The sequence below is a fragment of the Rhizobium sp. BK619 genome (assembly GCF_014195245.1).
Taxonomy (GTDB): Bacteria; Pseudomonadota; Alphaproteobacteria; order Rhizobiales; family Rhizobiaceae; genus Rhizobium; species Rhizobium acidisoli.
The window spans coordinates 255,222-280,107 of sequence record NZ_JACIBH010000006.1; the positions used below are offsets into that span (position 1 = coordinate 255,222).

The window sequence follows — 24,886 nt, forward strand, 5'->3', positions numbered from 1 at the left end:
ATCACATCAGGTCGCGTGAGATCCGCTTCTCGGCAAAGATCTTTTCGAAGATCTGCACGTCGTCCTCGAAAGCGGTGACGACGGCGCTGACGATCCAATGGGTGGCGGTGCAGGCAATCCGCGCCGTTGCCACGGTGCGCACGAACCAGCCGGGGCGGCGCATGTCGCAGGTCCAGGTCGACACACCGGTCATCGACAACGGATCATCCGGTGAAATCGACCAGACTTCCTCGCGCAATTGCCGGGTCGACAGGCCCGTCTCAGGATGTTCGTAGAGCCCGGTATCCTCGTGAATGCGATAGTCCGTCCGGTTGGCCGAGAGGTTGCGAACGACCTGGCGCTCCGTCGCCGCCGCGGCATGCTCGATATATTTGGGCAGAGGATCGGGATTGGCCGGCTCCTTGATTTCGATGCGGCGATGGTCGCCGAGCACCGGCAGCCCCAGGCCGAGCGATGCCATATCGATCTCGATCCCTTCATCTTCAGGCGGCGGCAGAATCATTGGCCAATAGGCGGTGGAAAGCGAAAGGCGGATGCGATGCCCCTTGCGGAAGCGATAACCGCAGGCATCGAGCACGAGACGGATCGACACCGTCTCACCCGGGATCAGCGGCTTGGGATCGGCATTGCCATCACGGTGGGTGAGATTGACGACGCCGAAGGCGACCCGCATTGCCGTGCCATCCGGATGGACGTCGATCAGCCGGGCGCAGAGATTGCCGCCCGACGTTCGGGATCGCAGCGCCAGCGTCAGCACCGGCCGGCCGAGATAGTCGCAATCGCCGGAAAGCGGCATCGTATCGAAGACCAGTGAGCCGGCATCGTCCGAGCGCTGATCGATCGCCATTTCGGCGTCGGGCTTCAGCGTGAAATATTCACCCGACGCAGTGCCGGTATCGAGCGGAGAGTGGAGGTAGACGGGATGTTCGGGCGCGTGCGGGATCGGCATGCCTTCCGTCAGCCTGCCGAATTGCTCGACGTAAAAACACTGCATGCGCGGCGGCGTCCAGGCATCCTTAGCGATCCAGAAACCAGGATCGCTGTTGCGGCGCGGGGCAGGGCGGATGGCATCGAGGATATAGGCACGGGCCTGCGGCAGCCTGTCGATGCCGTTGGCCTCGCCACGCAGCCACTTGTTCCACCAGGCGATCGCTTCGGCATGGAAATCGGCGCGCGGTTTCGGCCAGGCGAAATGCGGATATTTGTGCACCCAAGGGCCTATCAGCGCCTTGGCTTTGTCACCGAGGCCTTCGACCGCCATCAGCGGCGTATTGCGGTAGCCGTCGGCCCAGCCGGCAATGACCAGCGTGGGAATCTCGACGCTGGAAAAATCCTCTGAGATTGAGCCGTGACGCCAGAAATCGTCGCGGCGCTGATGGCTCAGCCACTCCTCCATGAGAAAGGGTTCGCCCGCTAACCGCTCCAGCCACATTGCCTTCCAGCGCTCGCCGGCAAGGGCAGGATCCGGCGGGCGCGACTGGTAGCCGAGCATCGTCGCCGCCCATGAAAGCTGGGCGGAGAGATGGCAACCGTTCTTGTAGTGGATGTCGTCATTGTAGCGGTCGACGGTCGAGGCGATCGAGATGATGGCCTTCAGCGCCGGCGGGCGCAGGGCTGCGACCTGCAGGCTGTTGAAGCCACCCCAAGAGATGCCCATCATGCCGGCCGCGCCGTTCGACCAAGGCTGCGCGGCAATCCAGGCGATCAGCTCGCAGGCATCGGCAAGCTCCCGCTTGGTATATTCGCCGTCGATGACGCCGTCGGATTCTCCCGATCCGCGGATATCGACGCGCACGCCGGCAATGCCGGCGGCGGCAAAGACCGGATAGGTGGATTCGTCGCGGGGGCTGGTTCCGTCGCGCTTGCGGTAGGGCAGGAATTCGAAGACGGCGGGAACCGGGTCTTCCGCCGCGCCGTCAGGCATCCAGATGCGCGCGGCAAGCCGTGTTCCATCCTTCAGCGTGATCCATTCATTCTCGATGGTGGTAAAGCCGCGGGACGTCATGTCTGTTCCTTTCAATGACCAGCGCTTTCCATGCGCCGGGTGGCAAGCACGCGTTCCAGCCAGCCGATTTCCATTTCCGGCACGGATTTCAGAAGCAGATCGGTGTAATCGTCGAAGGGCGGCGACAGCGCCGTCGATTTCGGCCCGAACCGCACCAGCTTGCCGCGATGCATGACCGCCACGCTGTCGGCGATCGCCCGGACGATCGCGATATCGTGGGTGATGAAGATATAGGACAGCTGCTCCTCCTCCTGCAGACGGAGCAGCAGCTTGAGGATACCTTCCGCCACCAGCGGATCAAGCGCCGAAGTCGGCTCGTCGCAAAGGATGAGTTCGGGTTTGGCCGCAAGCGCTCTGGCGATCGCCACGCGCTGCTTCTGGCCGCCGGACAGTTCGGCCGGATAACGATCGATGAAGCCGTTGCCCATTTCGATCTGGTCGAGTAGCTCCTTCACCCGGGCGGTTTTTTGAGCGCCTCTCAGGCCGTAATAGAAGGTCAGCGGCCGGCCGATGATGTCGCGAACCGTCTGCCGCGGGTTCATCGCCGTATCGGCCATCTGATAGATCAGCTGGATGCGCCTGAGGTCGTCGTTCGGCCGGCTCTTCAGACCCGGCATCAGCGGCTTGCCGTCAAAGACGATGCGCCCGCTGCTCGGCGGCAACAGGCCGGTGATGACGCGCGCGAGGGATGATTTACCCGAACCGGATTCGCCGACGACGGCGAGCGTCTGCCCCTTCGGCACATGCAGCGAGACATCGTGCAGTACCTTGAAGCCATTGGAATATTCGGCGCTAACATGCTCCACCTTCAGCAGGGCTTTGGACTGGTCGGCGGCTTCCTCACGATAGGCCTGCCTGACATTGACCAGCGCCCGGGTATAATCTTCCCGCGGCGCTTCGATGATCTGCCGCACGCTGCCATATTCCACCTGCTTGCCGTGGCGCAGAACCATGATGTCGTCGGAGATCTGGGCAACGACGGCAAGGTCATGGGTGATGTAGAGGGCCGCAGTATGGGTTTCCTCTATGGCATGCTTGATCGCCGCCAGCACGTCGATCTGGGTGGTAACGTCAAGGGCTGTGGTAGGCTCGTCGAAGACGATGAGTTCGGGGTTGGAGCAGAGCGCCATTGCAGTCATCGCGCGCTGCAGCTGTCCGCCGGAGACCTGGTGAGCGAAGCGCTCGCCGAAGGTTTCGGGATTGGGCAGGCCGAGCACGCGGAACAGATAAAGCGCCCGCTTGCGCGCCTCCTCCCTGGTCATCAAACCATGTTTGAGCGAGGCTTCGATCACCTGGTCGCCAAGCCTGTGCGCCGGATTGAAGGCGGCGGCGGCCGATTGCGCGACGTAGCAGACCCGGGCGCCGCGGATTTTCCGGATGCCGTTCTTGCCCAGCGTCAGGATGTCCGCGCCATCGAGCCGTACCTCGCCGCCGGTGATCTCGGCGCCGCCCCGGCCATAGGCGAGCGCGGAAAGGCCGATCGTCGACTTGCCGGCGCCCGATTCGCCGATCAGGCCGAGAACCTTGCCTTTCTCTAGGTCGAAGGACACGCCGTCGACGATCGTCACCCGCTTGGGCGCTTCGCCAGGCGGATAGCTCGTTGCTTCGATCTTCAGATTGCGGACGGAAAGAAGCTCAGGCATCGCCGCGCCCTCCCTTGAGGCTGGATGTGCGTTTCAAGAGCCAGTCGACGACGAGGTTGACGCAGACGGCGAGCACGGCGATCGCCGTGCCCGGCACCAGCGCTGCCGATATGCCGAAGATGATGCCGTCCTTGTTGTCCTTGACCATGCCGCCCCAATCGGCCGCCGGCGGCTGGATGCCGAGGCCAAGGAAGGAAAGCGTCGACAGGAAAAGGATCGAGAAGGCGAAACGCAGCCCGAATTCCGCAAGCAGCGGCGACAGTGTGTTCGGCAGGATTTCGCGAAAGATGATCCAGAGCTTGCCTTCGCCGCGCAGCTTGGCTGCCTCGACGAATTCCATCACCGCGACATCGAGCGCCACGGCACGGCCGAGACGGTAGACGCGGGTGGAATCGAGGATGGCCATCACCAGGATCAGGACGATGATGTTTTGCGGCAGGACCGCAAGCACCACCAGCGCGAAGATCAGCGTCGGGATCGACATCATCAGATCGTTGAAGCGCGACAACGTCGTGTCGATGATGCCGCGCGAGACGGCGGCGGTAAAACTCAGGATGATGCCGAGAGAGAAGGAGATGATGGTGGCGGCTGACGAGACCAGGAGCGTCGTGCGCGCGCCGTAGATCAGGCGCGAGAGGATATCGCGGCCGAGATTGTCGAGGCCGAAGATATAGTGATCGTCCGGCAGCTGCCAGACGTCGCCGACGACCTGCGTCTCGCCATAGGGGGCGATCCAGGGTGCGAAGAGCGCGAAGATGAAGGCGATGGCAATGCCGGTCATGCCGATCCAGGCGGTGATGGGGATGTCTCTTGCTCTCATCGCGGATGCCTCAGCCGGGGATTGGCGACGATCGCGAGAATATCCGCCGTCATGTTGAGGAAGATATAGACGGCCGCAAAGATCAGGCCGCATGCCTGCACCACAGGCATGTCGCGCACGGTGACCGCGTCGACCATATATTGCCCCATGCCGGGATAGACGAAGACGACTTCGACGACGACGACGCCGACCACGAGATAGGCGAGGTTCAATGCGACGACATTGATGATCGGCGCCAGCGCGTTGGGGGCGGCGTGTTTGACGATCGAGCGGAAGCCGCTCAAACCCTTCAGTTCGGCGGTCTCCATATAGGCCGACGACATGACCGAGAGGATCGCGGCCCGGGTCATGCGCATCATATGCGCGAGAACGACGAGCACGAGCGTCGCGGTCGGCAGCGCGATCGCCTTCAGCCGCTCGACGAAGCCCATGCTGTCATAAACGGTCGCCGGAAAGGTCGCCATGCCGAACTTCACCGCGAAGAAGAGGATCAGCAGGTAGCCGATGAAGAATTCCGGCAGCGAGATCGCCGCAAGCGAGATCACATTGATGATCTTATCCGGCATGCGGTTGCGGAAATGCACCGAGAACATGCCGAGACCGACGGCGAGCGGCACTGATATCACCGCCGCGAAACCCGCCAGAAACAGCGAATTGCCGAGGCGCTTGCCGATCTGTTCGCTCACCGAGTTCTTGCTGGCCCAGGAAGTGCCGAAATCCCCCTGAACGGCGTTGCCGAGCCATTCGACGTAACGCGTGGTCACCGGACGGTTCAGCCCGAGATCCTGACGAATATTGGCGACGGCCTGCGGTGTCGCGGACTGGCCGAGATAGGTGGTGGCAAAATCGCCGGGAAGGGCTTCCAGGCCGCCGAAGATCAGGATGGAGACGGCAAAAAGCAGGACGATGCTGAGCACGAAGCGCTCGAGGATGAGGGCGAGCAGCGGAAAACGCTGCCGGAACCTCAAGCCGGGCAAGATATTGCTCGGGGCAGGATTGGTCATGGCGGAGGCCTCTCGTAAAACGTCGGGAGGACCGCGGGAGTTGATCCCACGGTCCAGGCTTCGTCGGAGATCGAAGGGCGTTGGCCCCTCAGGCGTCCAGCCAAACGCGGGTCGCGACATAACCGTTCGACATGTCGTTGCCGATGTCGTGGACGTAACCCTTCACCTGCTTGGTGGAGGCGTTCACGAAATCGTTGAACATCGGCAGGATCACGCCGCCCTCGTCACGCACCATCATCGCCATGGTGCGGTACATGTCCTTGCGCTTGGCTTCATCAAGCTCGGAGCGGGCCTGCAGCAGCAGCTTGTCGAAGTCGGGACGCTTGAACCGGGTATCGTTCCAATCCGCCGTCGAGAGATAGGCGGTGGAATACATCTGGTCCTGCGTCGGCCGGCCGCCCCAGTAGGAGGTCGAGAAGGGCTGGACGTTCCAGACATTGGTCCAGTAGCCGTCGCCCGGCTCACGCTTGACCTCGATCTCGATCCCGGCCTTCTTGCAGCTTTCCTGATAGAGCACGGCGGCATCGACGCCGCCGGGGAAGGCGACTTCGGACGTGCGCAGGAGCACCGAGCCGCTATGGCCCGATTTCTTGTAGTGGAAGGCGGCCTTGTCGGGATCGTAAACGCGCTGCTCGATACCTTCGGGAAACAGCGCATAGGTGCTGTTGATCGGGAAGTCGTTGCCGACCTTGCCGTAACCGCCGAGGATCTTCTGCACCATTGTCTCGCGGTCCATAGCGTATTTGAGGGCCAGGCGCAGGTCGTTATTGTCGAACGGCGCCTTGTCGCAGTGCATGATGAAGACGTAATGGCCGCGGCCGGCGGTCGAGAGGATTTCTACATTCGGCGCGCGTTTCAACAGGTTGACGGTCTTCGGGTCGACGCGGTTGATGTAATGCACCTGGCCGGACGAAAGTGCTGCGATGCGGGCGGTGGCGTCGTTCATGCCGATGACCTCGATCGAATCGACATAACCCCGATCGCTGCGCCAGTCGTCCTTGTTCTTTTCGAAGGTGGCGCGGACGCCGGCCTCGAAGCTCGTCAGCTTATAGGGACCGGTGCCGATCGAGGCGAGGGGATCGTCGACGCCGCCGTTCGGCTGGATGACCAGGTGGTAGTCGGAGAGCAGCAGCGGCATATCGGCATTGCCTTCGCTGAGCGTCAGGACGAGATTGCCGCCGTCGGCCTTGATCTCCTTGATTGAGCCGAGAACGCCGAGCGCGCCGGATTCCGATTTTTTATCGGTGTGGCGCTTCAGCGTCGCAACGACGTCGTCGATCGTCAGTTCCTTGCCGTCGTGGAATTTGACGCCCTTGCGGATCTTGAAGGTCCAGGTGACCGCGTCCTTCGAGGCTTCCCAGGATTCGGCAAGCGCCGGCACGGCGGCACCGGTCAGCGGGTCGGATTCAACCAGCATGTCGCCCCAGCAGCGGCCGACGCAGAACATGAACTGCGACAGGAATTTCGCCGGGTCCTTGGAATCGGTGGCGGCCCCGCCTTCGAGACCGAGCTTCAGGTGGCCGCCGCGCTTCGGTTCGGCGGCTTGCGCACTTTCGGTGAAGAGCTTGTCGGCGACGGCAAGTGTGATGCCCGCCGCCATGGCGCGTCCCATGAATTCGCGGCGGCTGAGACCGCCCGCGGTGACGCGGCTTGCGAGATATTTCGTATAGTCGTTCATTCCCCAGTTCCTTCTTTGTGGTGCGTTGACAGAACTTCCGGGCAGGATCGCAGGCGGTTTCCTCTCCACCTCCGGTGCCCGCATCATGCGGGAAACATTGCGGTTGCTGCCGCCTCCTTATTGTCCTTTCCAGATAGGGTTTCGCTTCTCGGCGAAGGCCCGTGCGCCTTCCAATTGGTCTTCGCTCGAATAGAGCCTGTCGACGGTCGCAAACTGCCGTTTGGTGATCTTGTTCATGGCAGTCTGGAACGTCGAACCCTCCGCTTCACGCACGATTTCCTTGATGGCCGCATAGACGAGCGGCGGCCCGCTTGCGAGCAGGCGGGCAAGCTCCCAGGCTCTCTCCATCAGCCTGCCGGCCGGCAGGATCTCGTTGACGAAGCCCCAGCGATGCGCTTCGTGAATGTCGAGCCATCGTCCCGTCAAAAGCATGTCCATGGCGATATGATAGGGGATGCGCTTCGGCAGCTTGATCGACGCCGCATCGGCAACCGTGCCCGAACGGATTTCCGGCAGGGCGAAACTCGCATGTTCGGCGGCGATGATCAGGTCGGCCGAAAGGGCGATCTCCAATCCGCCGCCGCAACAGATGCCGTTGACCGCTGCAATGACCGGCTTGTTGAGGTCGCGCAGTTCCTGCAGCCCGCCGAAGCCGCCGACACCGTAATCGCCGTCGACCGCATCACCGGCGGCTGCCGCCTTCAGGTCCCATCCGGCGCAAAAGAACTTCTCGCCGGCGCCCGAGACGATGGCGACGCGCAATTCAGGATCGTCGCGGAAATCCCGGAAGATCAGTCCCAGGGCACGGCTGGTGGCAAGGTCGATGGCGTTCGCCTTCGGCCGGTCGATGACGACTTCGAGCACGCCGCCGTCATGTCGTGTGCGAATGCAGTCGCTCAACCTATGCTACCTCCTGCGCCGTATGAGGGCATCGACTGCGGCAACACCGCGCCCTTCGGGAAGAACCATCAACGGATTAATGTCCAGTTCCTCCAGGCGTGCCGCGTTCTTTACGACATAATCTGCCGCTGCTACGATAGCGGCGACGGCGGCGTCGAGATCGCCTTTTGGCCGCCCGCGATAGCCATAGATCAATTTTGCCAGTTTGAGGCGCAAAATCGCCGCGTGAATTTCGGCTTTCGTCGCCGGAAGCGGCAAGATGACGGAATCCTCAAGCAATTCGATGAAGATTCCGCCCGCTCCCAAGGTGAGCGACAAACCGAAGACGGGATCGCGAATGGCGCCGACGATGAGCTCGGCGACCGGCGGATCGATCATCTTCTCGACGAGATAACCGGCATTCGACGTCATTTTCGCCGCCGCGCTCGAGACCGCCTGACTATCCCGGAGGTTGAGCGCAACGGCGCCGGCTTCGGTCTTGTGCGCAATGCCGAGACCCTTCAGCACGACGGGGAATCCGAGCCGTTCGGCCTGCTCCGCCGCCTCATGGGGAGAAAAAGCCTGCAGCCCCCGGGGAACGGGGAGGCCGCAGGCAGCAAGCTCCGTCTTCGCATCGGCTTCCGTCAGCGTCTCGATCTCACCGTCCATGGACGGCACGTCGAGCAGCGGCAGGGGAGGCGGGGCTTGCCAAGCTTGGCCGATGCCGGCAGCGACCTCCGCTGCAACCATGGTTTCGTCGATGCCTGAGAAGGCGACGATTCCATTGGCCATCAGCCGATCGGCAACAGATTCGGGCATATTCTCCGGAAGCGTCGCGAGAAGGCCGGCCAGCGCACCGGTGGCAGTGGCAGCAGTGATGACCGCATCTGCCGTCATTGCCCATTCTGACGCATCGCAGCGGTCGCACCGCGGGAAGTCGAGGACGACCAGATTGAGGGCATAACCGCCTTTGAACATGGCGCTGAAGGCTTCGGTCTGGCGGGCGAAATCACCCCACACGAAAGTGTGGTAGTCGAGCGGATTGGAAAGCGTCACCATCTCGCCCAGCACCCGCCGCAGACGCGGCAATTGCTGCGGCTTCAGCGCCGGGAATTCGATATTGCGGCCGACGGCAGCATCCGCCATCAGCGAAGCTTCGCCGCCCGAGCAGCTCATCGACGAGATCGACTGGCTTGGCAGGGGGCCGGCGACATGCAGCAGCTTCAGGGTTTCGAGCAGGGCCGGTAGGCTCTGGACACGGCCGATGCCAAGGCGGGCAAGCACAGCATCCGCCACCGCATCGCTACCGGCGAGCGAAGCGGTGTGCGACACCGCGGCCTGTTTTGCCTGCTCAGATCTGCCGACCTTCAGCACGACGATCGGCTTCTTGGACTGGCGGGCAATGGCGGCAAGGCGTTCGAGGCCGGAGAGATCGCCGAAACCTTCGACATGAAGGCCGATCGCGGTGACACGCGGATCCTCGATCAATGCGCAGGCGACGTCGGCAAGCGATGTCTGCGCCTGGTTGCCTGCCGTGACCACATAGGCGATCGGCAGCCCGCGGGTCTGCATGGTCAGGTTGATGGCGATGTTGGAAGACTGCGTGAGGATTGCCACGCCGCATTCGATGCGCTTCATACCGTGCTGGTCGGGCCACAGCAGCGCGCCGTCGAGACCGTTGATCAGCCCGTAGCAATTGGGTCCGAGGATCGGCATCTCGCCGGCCGCCGAAAGCAGCGCCTGCTGCAGATCGGCGCCATCGGCAAGTTCTGCCGTCGCTTCGCTGAAGCCCGATGCATAACAGACCGCGCCGCCCGCCCCGGCCGCAGAAAGGCTGCGCACGATCTCGACGGTGAGCGTCCTGTTGACGCCGACGAAGGCGGCGTCCGGAGCCGAAGGCAGATCGGAGACCGAGCGATAACACGGCCGCCCGAGCACCTCGTCGAGTTTGGGATGGACGGGCCAGATCTTGCCTGAAAAGCCCATGCGATCGCACTGTTCGATCACCCTGCGCGCCTCGCGGCCGCCGAAGACGGCGATCGTTTGCGGTCTGAGCAGGCGGTCGAGCGGGCGGGATCTCATCGGTTCATGCTCCCAAAGGCCGAAGCAGGTCGCGGCTGATGATATGCCGCTGAATTTCCGACGTGCCGTCCCAGATGCGCTCAACGCGGGCATCGCGCCAGAAGCGGGCAAGCGGCAGGTCGTCCATCAGGCCCATGCCGCCGAAGATCTGGATCGCCTCATCCGTCACGCGGGCGAGCATTTCGGAGGCATAGAGCTTGGCAGAGGCGATCTGCCGGTCTGCCGGAAGGCCGGCATCGAGCCGCCAGGCGGCTGACAGTGTCAGCCACTCGGCCGCGTCGATCTCGGTGATCATGTCGGCAAGCTTGAACGAGACACCCTGATTGGCGCCGATCGGCTTGCCGAACTGCTTGCGTTCGGCGGCATAGGGCAGGGCCATTTCGAAGACGCGCCGCGCCCGGCCGACGCAGGTGGCGGCCACCGTCAACCTTGTGCCGTAAAGCCATTGATTGGCGATATCGAAGCCGCGATGCACTTCGCCCAGCACCTGGGCTTGGGGTATCCGGCAATCTTCGAAGCTGAGCGTCGAGTTGTGGTAACCGCGATGCGAAACGGAATCGTAGCCCTTGCGGATCTCGAAGCCCGGTGTGCCGCGGTCGACGAGGAAGGCGGTGATCTTCTTCTTGATCCCCTTCGGCGTTTCCTCTTCGCCCGTCGCGGCAAAGACGATGACGAAATCGGCGACATCGGCATGGGAGATGAAGTGTTTCGTGCCGTTCAACACGAAGTCACCGCCGTCGCGGCGGGCGGCACATTTCATGCCGCGCATATCGGAACCGGCATCGGGCTCGGTGATGGCGAGCGCGTCGATCTTGTCGCCGCGCACCGCCGGCAGCAGATAACGCTCGCGCTGTTCACCCTCGCAGGCCATCAGGATGCCGGAGGGCCGGCCGAAGAAAACCGTCAGCCCGAGCGAACCGCGCCCGAGCTCCCGTTCGACCAGCGTGAAGGTGACATGGTCGAGGCCGGCGCCGCCGATCTCCTCGGGAAAATTGCAGGCGTAGAAGCCGAGATCGATGCATTTGCGCTGGATCTCGCGGCCAAGTTCCGGAGGGACGAGGCCGGTCCGCTCGACCTCGTTCTCATGCGGATAGATCTCGGTCTCGACAAAGGCGCGAACCGTCTCGACGATCATTTCCTGTTCTTGGCTGAGACCGAAATCCATGCCGTATCTCCTAGCGTTTCTGGCCGACGTAACGGCCAGCACCTTCGGGCAGCGCCAGTGCCGCATGGGCGCTGGCGATTGCCTTCACCTTGTCGAGCACGGCGACCGGCGCCGGCGTGGCCTTGCCCGCCTTGCTGTCGACATGCAGCAGCATCTGCTCGGCGGTTGCGAGGGGCTCGCCCGTCGCCGTGTCGCAGAGGGTATGGAAGAGATGCAGCCGCTTTTCGTCGACCGACAGGATCCGGCAGGTCGAATGGATCGCCTGGCCGAGCTTTGCCTCGCCGAGATGTCGGATGTGGCTTTCCACCGTATAGTAGCTCTGCCCCGCCTCGACATAGGCGAGATCGACGCCGATCAAGCGCAGCAATGCATCCGATGTATCGCCGAAGACTTGCAGATAGCGGTGCTCGGTCATATGGCCGTTATAGTCGACCCAGGCGGGGCTGACCTTCGTCTCGACGAGCCTCAGCGGCTTCGACGGGTCGAAAGACTGAGGCGCGCCGCCGCCCTCCGCCCAGAGCGATTGCTCGAAATCCTTCAGCAGCTTGCCGGCGCCCCAGCCCTTGCCGCCGTCGCCGCCCTTCAGCGCCTGCAGGATGCCGACGAGGTTTTCGTCGCGGATGCGTTCGAGCGCGCGGATCGAGAGGCCGTCCGCCTGCTCGTCGGACTGCCGGCCGATCTTTTCGATCAGGGCGTCGTCGAGATCGACGACATCGGTGAGCTTGGTCCAGGGCCAGGCGAGGCAGGGACCGAACTGGGCGAGGAAGTGGCGCATCCCGGCCTCGCCGCCGGCGATACGGTAGGTCTGGAACAAGCCCATCTGCGCCCAGCGCAGGCCGAAGGAGTAGCGGATAACATCATCGAGCGTCTCGACGGTGCAGATATCGTCATGGATGAGCCACAGCGCCTCGCGCCAGAGTGCTTCGAGCAGCCGGTCGCCGACGAAGGCTTCGATCTCCTTGGCGATGTGGACGCCCTTCATGCCGATCGGCGGCAGTCTTTCCATCGCCGCCTGGATAGTCGCCGGCGAAGTCTTTGCGCCGCCGACGATTTCGACCAGCGGCAGCAGATAGACGGGATTATAAGGGTGGGCGACGAACAGGCGTTCGGGATGCGTCATGTCGCGCTGCAGATCGGTCGGCAGCAGCCCCGACGTAGACGAGCCGATCAGCGCATCCGGGCAGGCCGTGGCATCGATCTCGGTCAGCACGCGGCGCTTGAGATCGAGCCTCTCCGGCACGCTTTCCTGGATCCAGTCGGCGTCAGTGACGGCTTCTGCGAGCGTCGGGCAGAAGCGCAGCCTGCCTCGCGGCGGCAGCGGTGCGCCGGTCAGCATGGCATAGGCTTTTTCGGCATTGGCGATCACCTCGCCGACGATGCGGCCTGCTTCCGGATGCGGGTCGAACACATCGACGTCGATGCCGGCCAGCAGGAAACGGGCGATCCATCCGCCGCCGATGACGCCGCCGCCGATACAGGCCGCCTTGCTGATCTTGGTCATGATATCCTCAGCGTTTCGTCAGCTTCAGCTTCTTGCGGACATCTTCCGGTCCGATGATGCGCGCGCCCATGCCCTCGACCACCTGCACGGCCTTTTCGACGAGCTGCGCATTGGTGGCGAGCTGGCCCTTGCCGACGAAGAGGTTGTCCTCCAGGCCGACGCGCACATTGCCGCCGGCCAGAACCGCCGCGGCCGGATAGGCCATGGCGTTGCGGCCGATCGAAAAGGCCGAGAAGGTCCAGCTCTGGGGCAGGTTGTTGACCATCGCCATGAAGGTGTTGAGGTCGTCGGGCGCGCCCCATGGAATGCCCATGCAGAGCTGGATCAGTACCGGGTCTTCGATCAGGCCTTCCTCGGCGAGCTGCTTGGCGAACCAGAGATGGCCGGTATCGAAGGCCTCGATCTCCGGCCGCACGCCGAGATCCGTCATCTTCCTCGCCATGGCCCGCAGCATGGCTGGCGTGTTGGTCATGACATAGTCGCCGAGGTTGAAGTTCATCGTGCCGCAGTCGAGCGTGCAGATCTCCGGCAGGCATTCGGCGACATGGCTGACCCGCTCGCTGGCGCCTGCCATGTCGGTGCCTTTCGGATTGAGGGGAAGGGGGCTTTCGACATTGCCGAAGACCAGGTCCCCGCCCATGCCGGCGGTGAGATTGAGGACGACGTCGATATCGGCCGAACGGATGCGGTCGGTGACTTCCCTGTAGAGATCGTTGCGGCGGCTGGCAGCCCCCGTTTCCGGATCGCGGACATGGCAGTGAACAACGGCCGCCCCAGCCTTGGCGGCGTCGATCGCGGAATCCGCGATCTGCTTGGGAGTGATGGGAACATGGCTGGATTTGGAAACCGTATCGCCGGCGCCGGTGACGGCGCAGGTGATGAAGACATCGCGGTTCATCGCAAGAGGCATGATTTTGTTCTCCCCGTCTTGTCAGGCATTACGCGGCAGGATCGGCGGAGATGCTTTGCATTATCGGAAGTCATTGATACATTATCGGAACTAGAGGGAGGTGACCTTGCTGCTGCGATCAACGGAACGGCTCGATATCGACCTTCTCGTCCTGCCGGAGACGAACCTGATCCTGATCGCTTCGGTCATTGAGCCGCTGCGCGGCGCCAACCGCATCGCCGGCAGCGAACTCTATCGCTGGCGGCTGTTGACGCCGGACGGCGCGCCGGTGCCGACCACCAGCGCGATCGCCATTCCCGCTGAGGGCACCTTCCGGGCGACGACCGAGGAGACGCCGCTTTTCGTGCTGGCCAGTTACAACTGGCGCCGCAGCGCGACGCCGGCACTGAAGATGCAGCTCTCGCAGGCGGCCCGTCACCGCACGATCATTGCCGGCATCGAGTCCGGCACATGGCTGCTGGCCGAGGCAAGCCTGCTCGACGGGCTGCCAGCGACCGTCCACTGGGAGGATTACGAGGATTTTGCGCTGGCCTATCCCGAGGTCAGGGCCGTCAAGGATCGTTTCGTCATCGACGGCAAGCGGCTGACGACATCAGGTTCACTGCCGACCATCGACCTGATGCTGGAGGTGATCCGGCAGCGGCAGGGTTATTCGCTGGCGCTCGAGGTCAGCCGGCTGTTTCGTTACGAGCAGCCTTCCTTCCATGTCGACGAACCGCTGTCCGCCGCCTCGGCAGGATTGCGTATGCATGACCCCCGCGTGGCACAGGCGGTGCGGCTGATGGAAGAGCATATCGAGCAGCCGCTGATTCTCACGCGGCTCGCCCGCAGGATAGGCGTCAGCGCCCGGTATCTGCAGGATCTTTTCCAGCAGAGTATCGGCGCGCCGCCGCATGTGCATTATCTGGCGCTGCGGCTGAATGCGGCGCGGCGGAAAGTGATCGAAACGACAGCCTCCTTCGCCGACATCGCGGCGGCGACCGGTTTCAATTCGGCCTCGGCCTTTGCCAGAAGCTACCGGGCGAGTTTTTCCGAGAGCCCGTCCGACACCCGGCGTCGCCTGCGCCGCCGCATCACGCCATCGCCGGCGCCGCCATAGGCTGGAAGGCCTCGCGCACCATCTCGGCGAGTTCCCGAACGGCCTCGCTGGAACGGAACGTGCTCCGGCGAAGCACGACCTTCGAGGAATCGACCGGCGGAAAGCCGTCTTCGGCGGTCAGTTCCCGACAGCCGGGCGGGATGCTGCTGCGGGAGAGCGTGGTGACGGCAAGGCCTGCGGTCACGGCGTTCTTCAGCCCCGAGCCGGTATCGGCGATGAAGGCGATCCGGTAGCTGCGGCCGATCTGTTCCAGCGAGCGGAGCGCAAAATCGCGCGACCAGGTGGAATTGCGATAGGTCGCAACGGGCAGCGGATCGATGTCGTGCAGCCGATGGACCATCGATGTGACCCAGACTGTGGGATCGATGCACAGGACCTCCCCTTTATTCTGATCGCTCCAGTCGAAAACGACGGCAAGATCGAGTTCGTCCCGTTCCAAGGCGGCGAGGTTGCGGACCGTATAGTCGCAGGACACCGTGACCTCGACCGCCGGATGGCGCACGGCGAAAGCGGCAAGGGCTGCCGGCAGCACCGTCTGGCTGTATTCCTCGGGAATCCCGATCCGCACCGGCCCGTCGAGCGGCTTGCTGCGGATCGTCGCGGCGGCCTCGTTGAGGAGATCGATCACCCTGCGGGCATAAGGCACCAGTTGGATGCCCTGGCGGGTCAGTAGCACCCCGCGGGCGCCGCGCTCGAAAAGGATCTCGCCGATCGCCCCCTCGAGCCTCTTGATCTGAGTGCTGACGGCCGACTGCGTCCGCCCGATGCGCTGGGCAGCAGCGGAGAAATTCGACGTCTCGGCGACGACCAGGAAGGTCCTCAGAAGGTCGCTCTCGATTGGTTCATGCATGAGGCAGCCATAGAAAAAATCGATAAGAGCTATCTCTACTATTCGTTTGTCTTATGTCAATTGCTGGCGCAGAAATGAGCGGCGTTCGACTTCCTTCTTTGAGACCATCTGCGTGACCATTGAAAATCCGACCACGCGCCTCGCAGGCAGCGAGCACGAGAAGGGTGTGCTTCTCATCGTTGCCGCGACGCTCGCCTGGAGTGCGAGCGGCGTTTACTCGCGGCTGCTGACGACCGACGTATGGACGGCGATCGCCTGGCGGTCGTTGTTCGGAGGCCTGTTCCTGCTGATCCCCTGCCTTTTCCTCGAAGGGGGCATCTCGCGGCGGCAATGGCGTTCCGTCTTCCATCCCTCCGGTCTTGCGATGATCGCATGCCAGACCTTCAGTCAGGGATGCTTCATCGGGGCGCTCTACATGACCACCGTCGCCAATGTGACGATGATCTATGCAACGACGCCCTTCATTGCGGCGCTATTCGGCTGGCTTATCCTCAGAGAGAGGGTCGCCAGGCGGACGCTGATCGCCGGCGCCGTATCCCTCTTCGGCGTCGGCGTCATCGTCGCCTCGTCGATCGGCGGCGGCACCGGCTGGGGAGACCTCTTAGCGCTCGGCATGACCGCGTCCTTCGCGCTGGTCATCATCATTCCACGCATCAATCCCGGCGTGCCGAGCCTGCCGCCGACCGTCGTCAGCGCTTTCCTGACTCTCGTCATCTTCGCGCCGTTCGGTTCGGTCGGCTCGCTCGACCTGCACAACTGGATCGTTCTTGCCGCCTTCGGCGCCACCAATTTCTCGCTGGCGCTGGTGCTCTTCCTCGCCGGCGCAAAGCGGATGCCGCCGGCAGAAGCGGCGCTGATCGGCACGATGGAAATCGTGCTAACGCCCTTCTGGGTCTGGCTGCTGTTTTCCGAGCAGCCTCCGGTCGCCACCTATTTCGGCGGCGCGGTCATCCTCGGGGCTGTGTTCTGGCACACGGCAATCGACGTCAGCCGCAGCCAGCGGTCACGCGACCGCTAGAGCCGGCTTTACAGCCTCATGTGCTCTTTAGCCTCGATTAGCCGAAGAACGCACGAAGCTGAGCGAAAAATCCGCTTGGTTTGGGATCTGCCATCTTCCGCACGCGACGAGCGACTGTTGCGGCGCTGACGCGTTCACCAAAATGACAGAAGCAGACAAGCTCGTGCAATTCCCCGTCGCTGAGTTCGAAGAACCGTTTGGCTTCTCCGTAACTATCATCTTCCATTCCTGCCGCCCGCAGAATGGGATCCGCGAATGCAACCGAGATCGGCGTGTCGTCATCCCGCATGGCAATGCGATCTGCGATCGGCTGATATTCTGTTTCGTGAAGCGTCTTAAGAAACGGTCTGGGGCTGCGTTCGAGACTTTCGGCCCACCGTTCAATCCGTTCGCGCCGCGTCAATTCAAGGCGCTTGCAGGTCGTGCTGACCTTCGCAATCGTTTTCAACTGCTCCAGTGCATACTGTTCCATTTCGGCCTCCTATCCCCGAGAAAAATAGATGGTCCGCTCCCAAAAATAGCGTGGCTCAGGTCGCAGCCGATGTCCAATCACGATTGGCAACGGCATCCGCCGCTGGTCGGACAGGGGTGATCACAGCGCGACAGCCGGCTGAGAAACCCTGCATCGCTCAAGTCATTTGGTCGGAGAGCCGCAATTCAAATCTTCTGAACCGATCCGGAAAACCGCCCTATTCCGGGGATCAACTCATATCTTCCGGCGGCAAGCTATCGGAGTTTTCCGACTGTCGTCTTTGAGTTGCGCCCATGTCGTTTTTTCGGGCGCTGTTTTCCGCCGGGCATGGTTTGCTTGTGGCGTTCAAGGCGCTCGTCACTGGCGACAGAACCGTTGGAAGGCCGACCGAAGATTCCAAGATGAATCGAAAAGGAGGTTCTGGAGCCCGAAGCCAGCTCTTTGCGCAGCAAATCGGCGGATTGCGGCGGTGATGACGAGCGGAAACGACAGGCCAGACCTATCGTCTTCACTCTTCCCCTCCATCCAATCTGTCCCCGCCTATTTGCGAAATTCGAATATCGCCCGATGCGGCGTTGTGAATACCGGGCTGCAGAGGAGGCAGGCCGGAGGAAAAGTTGCCATCGATTGCATCGGTTGCAGATCGAGGCATTCAACGAATGGGAGGAATCCATGAGCAAGAATAGAGGCGTCGTTTATCTCCGGCCGGGCAAAGTCGAAGTTCGCGACATCGACGACCCGAAGCTGGAAGCGCCCGACGGCCGCCGCATCGAGCACGGCGTCATCCTGAAGGTGATCTCCACCAATATCTGCGGCTCCGACCAGCACATGGTCCGCGGCCGTACGACGGCAATGCCAGGCCTGGTGCTCGGTCATGAAATCACCGGCGAGATCATCGAGAAAGGCGTCGACGTCGAGATGCTCGACATCGGCGATATCGTCTCGGTGCCGTTCAATGTCGCCTGCGGCCGTTGCCGCTGCTGCAAGTCCCAGGATACCGGCGTCTGCCTGACGGTCAATCCGGCCCGCGCCGGTGGCGCTTACGGTTATGTCGACATGGGCGGCTGGATCGGCGGACAGGCGCGCTACGTCACCATTCCCTATGCCGATTTCAACCTACTTAAAATCCCCGATCGGGACAAGGCGATGGCGAAGATCCGCGATCTCACCATGCTCTCCGATATTCTGCCCACCGGCTTCCATGGCGCGGTGCGCGCAGGCGTCGGGGTCGGATCGACCGTCTACGTCGCAGGCGCCGGCCCTGTCGGCCTTGCGGCTGCCGCTTCGGCGCGCATCCTCGGCGCCGCCGTCGTCATGATCGGTGATTTCAACAAGGATCGCCTGGCGCATGCGGCAAGGGTCGGTTTCGAACCGATCGATCTCTCGAAGAGCGACCGCCTCGGCGACATGATCGCCCAGGTCGTCGGCAGCAATGAAGTGGACAGCGCCATCGACGCGGTCGGCTTCGAAGCGCGCGGCCATTCGGGCGGCGAACAGCCGGCGATCGTGCTCAATCAGATGATGGAGATCACCCGCGCCGCAGGCTCGATCGGTATTCCCGGCCTCTACGTCACCGAGGATCCGGGCGCCGTCGACAATGCCGCCAAACAAGGCAATCTGTCGCTCCGCTTCGGCCTCGGCTGGGCCAAGGCGCAGTCTTTCCACACCGGCCAGACGCCGGTGCTCAAGTACAATCGCCAGCTCATGCAGGCGATCCTGCACGACCGGCTGCCGATTGCCGATATCGTCAATGCCAAGGTCATCCCGCTCGACGATGCCGCCGCCGGATATGAGAGCTTCGACCACGGAGCGGCGACGAAATTCGTCCTCGATCCCCATGGGGACGTCGCGAAAGCCGCCTAGAACAGGATGATTTTAGGCCGGATCGGCCTAAAATCTGAATCCTATTCTAAATTAAAGAGTTAGAGCATGATGTCTTGAGAAAACCGCTCACACTTTTCGGTATCATGCTCTAGCGGTTACGATCGAACACTCGACGTGATGGGATGGCCGGCCGCAAGCCGGCCATCCTGCATTCATCAGGAATTTGCCGGCGGAATTACTGGATGCTGAACGGGAAGTATTTTGCGTTGATCATGTCATAGGTCCCGTCCGCCTTGATGCTCTTCAGCGCTTCGTTCAAGCGTGTCAGACGCTCCTTGTCGTCCAGGCGCAGCGCGATGCCGGCACCTTCGCCGAAGTATGTGACGTCGACCAGATCCGGTCCTTTGAACTCGCAGCAAGTCCCCGCCTTGGTGTTGGCGATCCAGTCGTAAATGGCGAGTTTGTCCTCCAGGATGATATCGACGCTGCCGTCCGACAATCCCTTGTACAATTCAGGCGAAGACCGGAAGACCTTCTTTTTCATCTCCGGATAGAGATGGTTGGCGTAGGATTCCTGCGCCGTCGACGACGTCACCCCGAGGATCTTGCCGCTGAGGCCAGCGGGGCTGATATCGCTGATCGGCGAATCCTTCCGAGCGATGAACACGGAGGGGCTGTTGTAATATTTCTCCGTGAAGGCAACCTTTTGACGCCGCTCGAGGCTCATCGACATGGACGAGATGATTGCGTCATATTTATCGGCAACCAGATTGGGGATTATGTCGTCCCATTTCTCGATGATGAACTGGCATTCGAACTTGCCGACCTCGCAAAGCGCATTGGCAATATCGATGTCGAAGCCCTGAAGCTTGTTGTTTGCATCGAGATAATTGAAGGGCGGAAATGCGCCTTCGACGGCAATTCGCATCGGCATGCGATCTTGCGCGGCCGCCTGGATTGGCGCGGCCGCGACCAATACCATACCGAAGCCGCCCGCCATCAGCGCTGCGCGCAACATCGTCTGAAGGGATATGCGCAGCATCGTCGTGAGCTCCTTGGGACTATTCGATCTCGCCCATTATGCGCCGCAGCTTTTAATTCTACGTGAACGCTTCTTTGCTAGCGTCGACGCATGCGCCCATATCGTGGTGTTCAGGGGTCTAGGCTTGCACATCGTTGTTCCTTCCAGCTCCAATACGTTTCAGCAATCCTGGATCGCCTCGGGAAGGATTCTCTTTCTGATCGCCGTCAGCGGGCTGGGAGCGATTGGGCTCGTCGTGCTTTCGGCGCTCTGGGCGGGAACCGAGAGCGACGCTGCCGCCCTTGATCGCCAGCGCCAGCTCGTGAATGCGCGCCTGCGGGAGCAGGTCGATCAGGTCGCACATGTTATCGGCCAGTTCGGCAACGGCTACCTCACACGCGTTTATCCTGCCGCCCAGTCAACAGGAGGCTCCTCCAGCCTCGACGCCGTCCTGACGGCGGCGGCCGGCAGTGCGATCAGCCAGACCGCAATGTCCGCCTTCGGCTACGACCAGGCTTTCGTCGTCGATGAGAAGGCCCAACTGCTCATGCTGTCGGACGCCCAGACGGAAAAGCGTTATCGCTGGATGAAGCCTCTGTTTTTGCCTCTCCTTCAGGATGCCCGCCTGGGAGTGAGACAGGGGACGGCGTCCGAACGAACGCCGGCCTCGATGGAAAGCCGCCTTGCGAGTGCCGCCCGCTCCAATCGTGCGTTGGCCGATTTGATGCGGTTGGAAGGTCGCCCGACGATCGTCGGCGTCGTTGCCATCAACGACGCCGATCGGGGACGGCAGCAGCCGATGCGGCAATTCCTGATCGTCGTTCGGTTTATCGATGGCGCGGCGCTCGACGAATTGAGCCGGCAGCAGGGACTCAACGGCGCGCGCTTTGCGCGCACCGCCGATGCCGACGAGAACGAGGTTGCGTTTCAGATCGACGCGACGGCAAACGGCGAACCGATCGGCTTCATCGTCTGGCGGCCCGATCTTCCGGGATCGCGGGTCATCGGCCGTTTGATGCCGGCGCTTTCGATCGCAGCCCTGGTGATCGCGGTCCTGTTCTCGTTTCTGCTGGTGCGCCTGCGAAGCAGTCTCGGCGAGCTGAAGAAAAGCGAGCTGCATGCACGGCAGCTTGCCTTGCATGATGTGCTGACCGACCTTCCCAACCGCGCCTTGTTCGCAATGCGGTTCGACGAGTGCCTGGCCGAGACGCGCAATTCGTCCGAGCGCTCGGCCGTTGCGCTTCTCGACCTCGACCGCTTTAAAGCCGTGAACGACACGTTCGGCCATGCGGCCGGCGATGAACTCATCAGGATGGCTGCGGAGCGGATCCGCGCCATACTGCGTCCAGGCGACACGCTTGCCCGGCTCGGAGGCGACGAATTTGCCCTGCTTCTACGGGACATCAAAGATCATGATCAGGTTTTGCCGGCAATCTGCGAAGCGATCGTTGCCGAACTTGGCAAGCCCTTTCCGCTTTTGCACGGCGAGGCGGTCGCCCGCGTCGGCGGCTCGATCGGCGTGACCGTCGTGCCGGACGCCGGCCGAAATGCCGACGACATCATGCGCTATGCCGACGTCGCGCTATACGAGGCAAAGATGGGCGGCAGAGGTCAATGGCGCCTCTATTCGCCGTCCATGGACGGCGGCAGGAACGCACGCGACATTCTCAAAAACGAATTGCGCGAAGTTCTGGCCAAAGGCACATCCGCTGGCTCACATTTGGATCCTATTGCAACCAGGCCGGACTTCGGATCGCTCGAGGTCTATTACCAGACGGTGCACCGTGCCGAGGGCGGATACGCCGCGTCGGGCGCGGAGGCGCTGGTGCGCTGGCGTCACAGCCAGCGCGGTCTGCTGACACCCGCCAGCTTCATCCCTGTCGCCGAGGAGGGCGGCCTCATCGACGCTCTCGGTTTCTGGGTGCTGCGCGAAGCCTGCCGAGCCGCCTGCAAATGGCCCGACGATAGGTTTGTTGCCGTCAACGTGTCTCCCGCCCAGTTGAGACGGCCGAATTTTGCCGAGGAAGTCTTCGCCGTGCTTGAAGAGAGCGGACTGCCGCCATCGCGGCTTGAGCTCGAGCTTACCGAGTCCTCGCTCATCGAGGACAACTCGGACGTCTATTCTGTGCTGAAGTCGCTGCGCAGCCGAGGTGTTCAAATTTCGCTCGACGATTTCGGAACCGGCTTTTCATGCCTCAGCCACCTGATGCGCTTCGACATCGACCGCATCAAGATCGATCGTTCGTTCGTCTCGCTGCTCGGCACAAAAGCCAATGGGGCGGCGATCATCGGCGCCATCGTCGCGCTCAGCCGCAACCTCGGCATCTCGACGACGGCGGAAGGGGTTGAAACCGAATATCAACGTGACTTCCTGGCCGCCCTCGGCTGCACCGACCTCCAAGGCTATTTCTTTTCCAAACCGGTTCCTCTCCGCGAACTCGGTTGTTTCCGCGAAGCTGAGAGCGCCGCCGGATTACTGACGACCGCTTCAGGCGCCGTCGCCTGAAGGCTTCCGATCTTCCACAGGTCACGGGAACTTTCGCCGCCGGCGGCGGTTGACGCCCGGAGAACGGAGGATGGGATGGGCGAGATCGGCGAGTGGCGGCATCTCTGCGTCGACATGCAGCGGATGTTTGCCGAAGACACGCCTTGGCACGTTCCCTGGATGGCACGGGTCTCTCCACAGATCGAAGAACTCGCCGGACGGCACTCGTCCCGAACGATCTTCACCCGCTTCCTGCCGCCCGAGCATGCCGACGAGATGCCGGGGAAATGGCGTGATTATTACCGAAAATGGTGGATGATGACCGGCGAGCACCTTCCGCGCGACCTCGTCGATCTGGCCCCGTCGCTGGCGTCGCTGGTTCCGCCGGCAAGGCACTTCGACAAACACACCTATTCCCCCTGGATCGACGGCCGCCTTCATCCGATCCTTCAATCGGAGCGGGTCGATACCCTGGTCATCACCGGCGGAGAGACCGATGTCTGCGTACTTGCCACCGCGCTCGGCGCCATCGATCTCGGCTATCGGGCGATCGTGCTGAAAGACGCCGTCTGCAGCGGCGCCGACGATACGCACGACGCGTCGCTGGAACTTCTACACGATCGGTTTTCGGTGCAGCTCGAACTGATGGAGACCGAGAAATTTCTGGGTGGCCTTGGCTGAAACGCGTCGATGGCAGTTCACCTAGCGCCTTGCCGAAAATCGCCATTGTAAATGATTAGCGACTCATTTACAGTACCTAGAAGTTCCGTAATGAGTTCCCATTTCCCTTATCCGTCAATAGGGGCGCCGGTGTTGCAAGTGTCAACGTCCTCCGCTCCGTCGTGTCTTTGGAAGTCGTTCTCATTTCGTTTGAACTGGATCAATGACAGAAGCTGCAGCAACTGAAAGCCGTCACGTCAAACGCATCACCCGCAATTTTATTCTAGCCAATCGGGCTGCCAGCGCCGGTATGACGGATAGCCCGCTGTGTCGAACGGAAAATATTCGTTGGCAGACGCTTGAGGTTGGTCGCAGGTCGCGTGCGGCTCTGCTGAATCAGCAGCCTGCGGTTGTATGGCTCACCGGGCTTTCAGGATCTGGCAAATCGACTATTGCGAATAGCCTCGAAAAGCTGCTCCATGGCAAAGGGCGCTCCACTTATGTACTGGATGGCGACAATATTCGCCACGGCCTCAACCGCGACCTTGGCTTCACCAATGAAGACCGCATCGAAAACATCCGCCGCGTTGCGGAAGTGGCCAAGCTGATGGCCGATGCCGGACTCATCGTGCTCGTCTCCTTCATCTCGCCATTCCGTGCAGAACGGCAGCTTGCCCGCGAGATGATGGAAAAAGGCGAGTTCTTCGAAGTATTCATCGACACACCGATAGAGGAATGCGCCAGGCGCGATCCGAAGGGACTCTATAGGCGCGCGATCGCCGGCGAGATCAAACACTTCACCGGAATTAGCTCCCCCTACGAGCCGCCGGACAATCCGGAGCTTCGTCTTCGCACGGTGGGCTCCACCCCCGATCAGCTCGCCATCCAGATCGAGGCATTGCTTGACGCCCGCCTTCAGCGGAACGATTGCACGGGAGACGTTTTTTGAACAACTTATTGGCAAGGCATATTGCTGAAACTCGAAGTGCCCTTGCATCCAGACGGAGTTTCAACAAGGTATTCGGGATCGGTGGTCACAAGACCGGCACGACGACTCTGGCCGACGTTTTTACTCTCTGTGGTCTCAGAGTCGGAAATCAGGTCGAGGGTGAGTTGACAAGCTACTCTGCTCGCCGTGGAGATTATAGTAAACTCATTGCCTATGTGCAGAATGCCGATGCTTTTCAGGACAGTCCATTTGCCGAAAGCGAAGTTTTTATCGCCCTCGACGCGCTCTTCCCCAACTCGCGTTTCATCCTGACGGTTCGGGATCCGGAAAACTGGTTTCGTTCCCAAGTAAATTTTACGGCCAAGCGTTTTGGCCTCGCCGACGGCAGCCAGATAACCAAGGAACATATTCAAAAAGACCAATATATTTTTAGGGGGTACTGTGAGGAAGCTCATGCCTATGCCTTCCTGATGCGTACGCCCGACTACAAGTTTCATTCACCATTCGATATCGGCGAGGATGCGATAGAATGGGAAAAACTCTTCAATAAAGACGAGTATATTCGGGCATATCGGACCAGAAACGAGTTGATCAGACGATTTTTTCGTGGCCGGCCACATCAATTGCTTGAAATCGACCTGACGATGGAAGAGACGATTGAAAATATCGCCGAGTTCCTGGGGCTTCCTGAAAGTCTGTCCAAGGTACCGATGCCACATGCGAACAAGACGTGACATTCCCAGGATATAGGCGCCTCGTAACAGCAGGGCAGCGGAGCGGAGATTATCCGAATTCGATCACGAAGTTGTTTGACGGACCCA

At 61.7% G+C, this 24,886-nt stretch carries 20 protein-coding genes and 1 pseudogene; 7 read left to right on the plus strand and 14 right to left on the minus strand.

What is annotated here, in order from left to right:
- Window position 1 precedes the first annotated feature (1 nt).
- The 10 genes from FHX14_RS13555 to FHX14_RS13600 form a co-directional block, all read right to left on the minus strand.
- The gene (locus FHX14_RS13555) at window positions 2–2,005 is read right to left on the minus strand and encodes a CocE/NonD family hydrolase (RefSeq protein ID WP_184377458.1); all 2,004 of its coding nucleotides are present in this window, start codon (window positions 2,003–2,005) and stop codon (window positions 2–4) included.
- A gap of 11 nt (window positions 2,006–2,016) precedes the next feature.
- Window positions 2,017–3,648, minus strand: a complete 1,632-nt coding sequence (locus FHX14_RS13560) for an ABC transporter ATP-binding protein (RefSeq protein ID WP_184377459.1) — start codon at window positions 3,646–3,648, stop codon at window positions 2,017–2,019.
- Complete coding sequence (locus tag FHX14_RS13565) at window positions 3,641–4,468, minus strand: ABC transporter permease (protein ID WP_003591796.1); 828 nt, start codon at window positions 4,466–4,468, stop codon at window positions 3,641–3,643. Before FHX14_RS13565 ends, FHX14_RS13560 begins: the two co-directional genes overlap by 8 nt.
- Entirely contained in the window at window positions 4,465–5,472 is a 1,008-nt protein-coding gene (locus FHX14_RS13570; RefSeq protein WP_184377460.1) for an ABC transporter permease, read from the minus strand. The genes FHX14_RS13565 and FHX14_RS13570 overlap by 4 nt, the downstream gene beginning before the upstream one ends.
- Before the next feature lie 88 nt (window positions 5,473–5,560).
- The gene (locus tag FHX14_RS13575) at window positions 5,561–7,150 is read right to left on the minus strand and encodes an ABC transporter substrate-binding protein (RefSeq protein ID WP_184377461.1); all 1,590 of its coding nucleotides are present in this window, start codon (window positions 7,148–7,150) and stop codon (window positions 5,561–5,563) included.
- Window positions 7,151–7,267: 117 nt separating this feature from the next.
- Window positions 7,268–8,050 carry a carnitinyl-CoA dehydratase gene (locus tag FHX14_RS13580; RefSeq protein WP_184377462.1) on the minus strand — a complete coding sequence of 261 codons (783 nt, stop codon included), beginning with the start codon at window positions 8,048–8,050 and terminating at the stop codon, window positions 7,268–7,270.
- 6 nt (window positions 8,051–8,056) lie between these two features.
- Entirely contained in the window at window positions 8,057–10,111 is a 2,055-nt protein-coding gene (locus tag FHX14_RS13585; protein WP_184377463.1) for an acetate--CoA ligase family protein, read from the minus strand.
- A 4-nt stretch (window positions 10,112–10,115) separates the two neighbouring features.
- Entirely contained in the window at window positions 10,116–11,276 is a 1,161-nt protein-coding gene (locus FHX14_RS13590) for an acyl-CoA dehydrogenase family protein (protein ID WP_184377464.1), read from the minus strand.
- Window positions 11,277–11,286: 10 nt separating this feature from the next.
- A complete protein-coding gene (locus FHX14_RS13595; protein WP_184377465.1) occupies window positions 11,287–12,777 on the minus strand; it encodes a carnitine 3-dehydrogenase in 1,491 nt (496 codons plus the stop codon).
- 7 nt (window positions 12,778–12,784) lie between these two features.
- On the minus strand, window positions 12,785–13,687 hold the full coding sequence (locus tag FHX14_RS13600) for a 3-keto-5-aminohexanoate cleavage protein (RefSeq protein ID WP_184377466.1): 903 nt from the start codon (window positions 13,685–13,687) through the stop codon (window positions 12,785–12,787).
- Between the two features lie 106 nt (window positions 13,688–13,793).
- Here FHX14_RS13600 and FHX14_RS13605 point away from each other — a divergent pair, with 106 nt between their 5' ends.
- Entirely contained in the window at window positions 13,794–14,786 is a 993-nt protein-coding gene (locus FHX14_RS13605) for a GlxA family transcriptional regulator (RefSeq protein ID WP_184377467.1), read from the plus strand.
- On the opposite strand, the gene FHX14_RS13610 is transcribed toward FHX14_RS13605, so the two are convergent.
- Window positions 14,761–15,636, minus strand: a complete 876-nt coding sequence (locus FHX14_RS13610) for a LysR substrate-binding domain-containing protein (protein WP_184377468.1) — start codon at window positions 15,634–15,636, stop codon at window positions 14,761–14,763. The genes FHX14_RS13605 and FHX14_RS13610 overlap by 26 nt on opposite strands.
- A 112-nt stretch (window positions 15,637–15,748) precedes the next feature.
- Here FHX14_RS13610 and FHX14_RS13615 point away from each other — a divergent pair, with 112 nt between their 5' ends.
- On the plus strand, window positions 15,749–16,654 hold the full coding sequence (locus FHX14_RS13615; protein ID WP_012555563.1) for an EamA family transporter: 906 nt from the start codon (window positions 15,749–15,751) through the stop codon (window positions 16,652–16,654).
- A gap of 37 nt (window positions 16,655–16,691) precedes the next feature.
- Here FHX14_RS13615 and FHX14_RS13620 read toward each other — a convergent pair whose 3' ends face one another.
- Both FHX14_RS13620 and FHX14_RS13625 read right to left on the minus strand, forming a co-directional pair.
- On the minus strand, window positions 16,692–17,126 hold the full coding sequence (locus FHX14_RS13620; RefSeq protein WP_012555562.1) for a hypothetical protein: 435 nt from the start codon (window positions 17,124–17,126) through the stop codon (window positions 16,692–16,694).
- Between the two features lie 254 nt (window positions 17,127–17,380).
- Window positions 17,381–17,638, minus strand: a complete 258-nt coding sequence (locus FHX14_RS13625) for a hypothetical protein (RefSeq protein WP_184377469.1) — start codon at window positions 17,636–17,638, stop codon at window positions 17,381–17,383.
- Between the two features lie 160 nt (window positions 17,639–17,798).
- On the opposite strand from FHX14_RS13625, the gene fdhA reads away from it, so the two are divergent.
- Complete coding sequence (gene fdhA / locus FHX14_RS13630) at window positions 17,799–18,989, plus strand: formaldehyde dehydrogenase, glutathione-independent (protein ID WP_184377470.1); 1,191 nt, start codon at window positions 17,799–17,801, stop codon at window positions 18,987–18,989.
- 196 nt (window positions 18,990–19,185) lie between these two features.
- Here the strand turns inward: fdhA and FHX14_RS13635 are convergent, their stop codons facing one another.
- Window positions 19,186–19,992 carry a transporter substrate-binding domain-containing protein gene (locus FHX14_RS13635; protein ID WP_184377471.1) on the minus strand — a complete coding sequence of 269 codons (807 nt, stop codon included), beginning with the start codon at window positions 19,990–19,992 and terminating at the stop codon, window positions 19,186–19,188.
- A 124-nt stretch (window positions 19,993–20,116) separates the two neighbouring features.
- Between FHX14_RS13635 and FHX14_RS13640 the strand changes: the two genes are divergently transcribed.
- From FHX14_RS13640 to FHX14_RS13655, 4 genes and pseudogenes are all read left to right on the plus strand, one after another.
- Window positions 20,117–22,477: an EAL domain-containing protein gene (locus tag FHX14_RS13640; RefSeq protein WP_184377472.1), complete on the plus strand. Its 2,361-nt coding sequence runs from the start codon at window positions 20,117–20,119 to the stop codon at window positions 22,475–22,477.
- Window positions 22,478–22,552: 75 nt separating this feature from the next.
- Entirely contained in the window at window positions 22,553–23,137 is a 585-nt protein-coding gene (locus FHX14_RS13645; protein WP_184377473.1) for a cysteine hydrolase, read from the plus strand.
- A gap of 217 nt (window positions 23,138–23,354) precedes the next feature.
- Window positions 23,355–24,065, plus strand: a pseudogene (gene cysC, locus FHX14_RS13650) (adenylyl-sulfate kinase); the annotation flags it as partial.
- Window positions 24,062–24,799, plus strand: coding sequence for a sulfotransferase (locus FHX14_RS13655; protein WP_184377475.1), 738 nt, complete (start codon window positions 24,062–24,064; stop codon window positions 24,797–24,799). The pseudogene cysC and the gene FHX14_RS13655, both read left to right, overlap by 4 nt.
- Window positions 24,800–24,886 lie beyond the last annotated feature (87 nt).

Bases quoted from the DNA above. Each gene is read 5' to 3' on its own strand.
- FHX14_RS13555 (WP_184377458.1), bottom strand. From the start codon at position 2,005: ATGACGTCCCGCGGCTTTACCACCATCGAGAATGAATGGATCACGCTG.
- FHX14_RS13560 (WP_184377459.1), bottom strand. From the start codon at position 3,648: ATGCCTGAGCTTCTTTCCGTCCGCAATCTGAAGATCGAAGCAACGAGC.
- FHX14_RS13565 (WP_003591796.1), bottom strand. From the start codon at position 4,468: ATGAGAGCAAGAGACATCCCCATCACCGCCTGGATCGGCATGACCGGC.
- FHX14_RS13570 (WP_184377460.1), bottom strand. From the start codon at position 5,472: ATGACCAATCCTGCCCCGAGCAATATCTTGCCCGGCTTGAGGTTCCGG.
- FHX14_RS13575 (WP_184377461.1), bottom strand. From the start codon at position 7,150: ATGAACGACTATACGAAATATCTCGCAAGCCGCGTCACCGCGGGCGGT.
- FHX14_RS13585 (WP_184377463.1), bottom strand. From the start codon at position 10,111: ATGAGATCCCGCCCGCTCGACCGCCTGCTCAGACCGCAAACGATCGCC.
- FHX14_RS13590 (WP_184377464.1), bottom strand. From the start codon at position 11,276: ATGGATTTCGGTCTCAGCCAAGAACAGGAAATGATCGTCGAGACGGTT.
- FHX14_RS13595 (WP_184377465.1), bottom strand. From the start codon at position 12,777: ATGACCAAGATCAGCAAGGCGGCCTGTATCGGCGGCGGCGTCATCGGC.
- FHX14_RS13600 (WP_184377466.1), bottom strand. From the start codon at position 13,687: ATGCCTCTTGCGATGAACCGCGATGTCTTCATCACCTGCGCCGTCACC.
- FHX14_RS13610 (WP_184377468.1), bottom strand. From the start codon at position 15,636: ATGCATGAACCAATCGAGAGCGACCTTCTGAGGACCTTCCTGGTCGTC.
- FHX14_RS13620 (WP_012555562.1), bottom strand. From the start codon at position 17,126: ATGGAACAGTATGCACTGGAGCAGTTGAAAACGATTGCGAAGGTCAGC.
- fdhA (WP_184377470.1), top strand. From the start codon at position 17,799: ATGAGCAAGAATAGAGGCGTCGTTTATCTCCGGCCGGGCAAAGTCGAA.
- FHX14_RS13635 (WP_184377471.1), bottom strand. From the start codon at position 19,992: ATGCTGCGCATATCCCTTCAGACGATGTTGCGCGCAGCGCTGATGGCG.
- FHX14_RS13645 (WP_184377473.1), top strand. From the start codon at position 22,553: ATGGGCGAGATCGGCGAGTGGCGGCATCTCTGCGTCGACATGCAGCGG.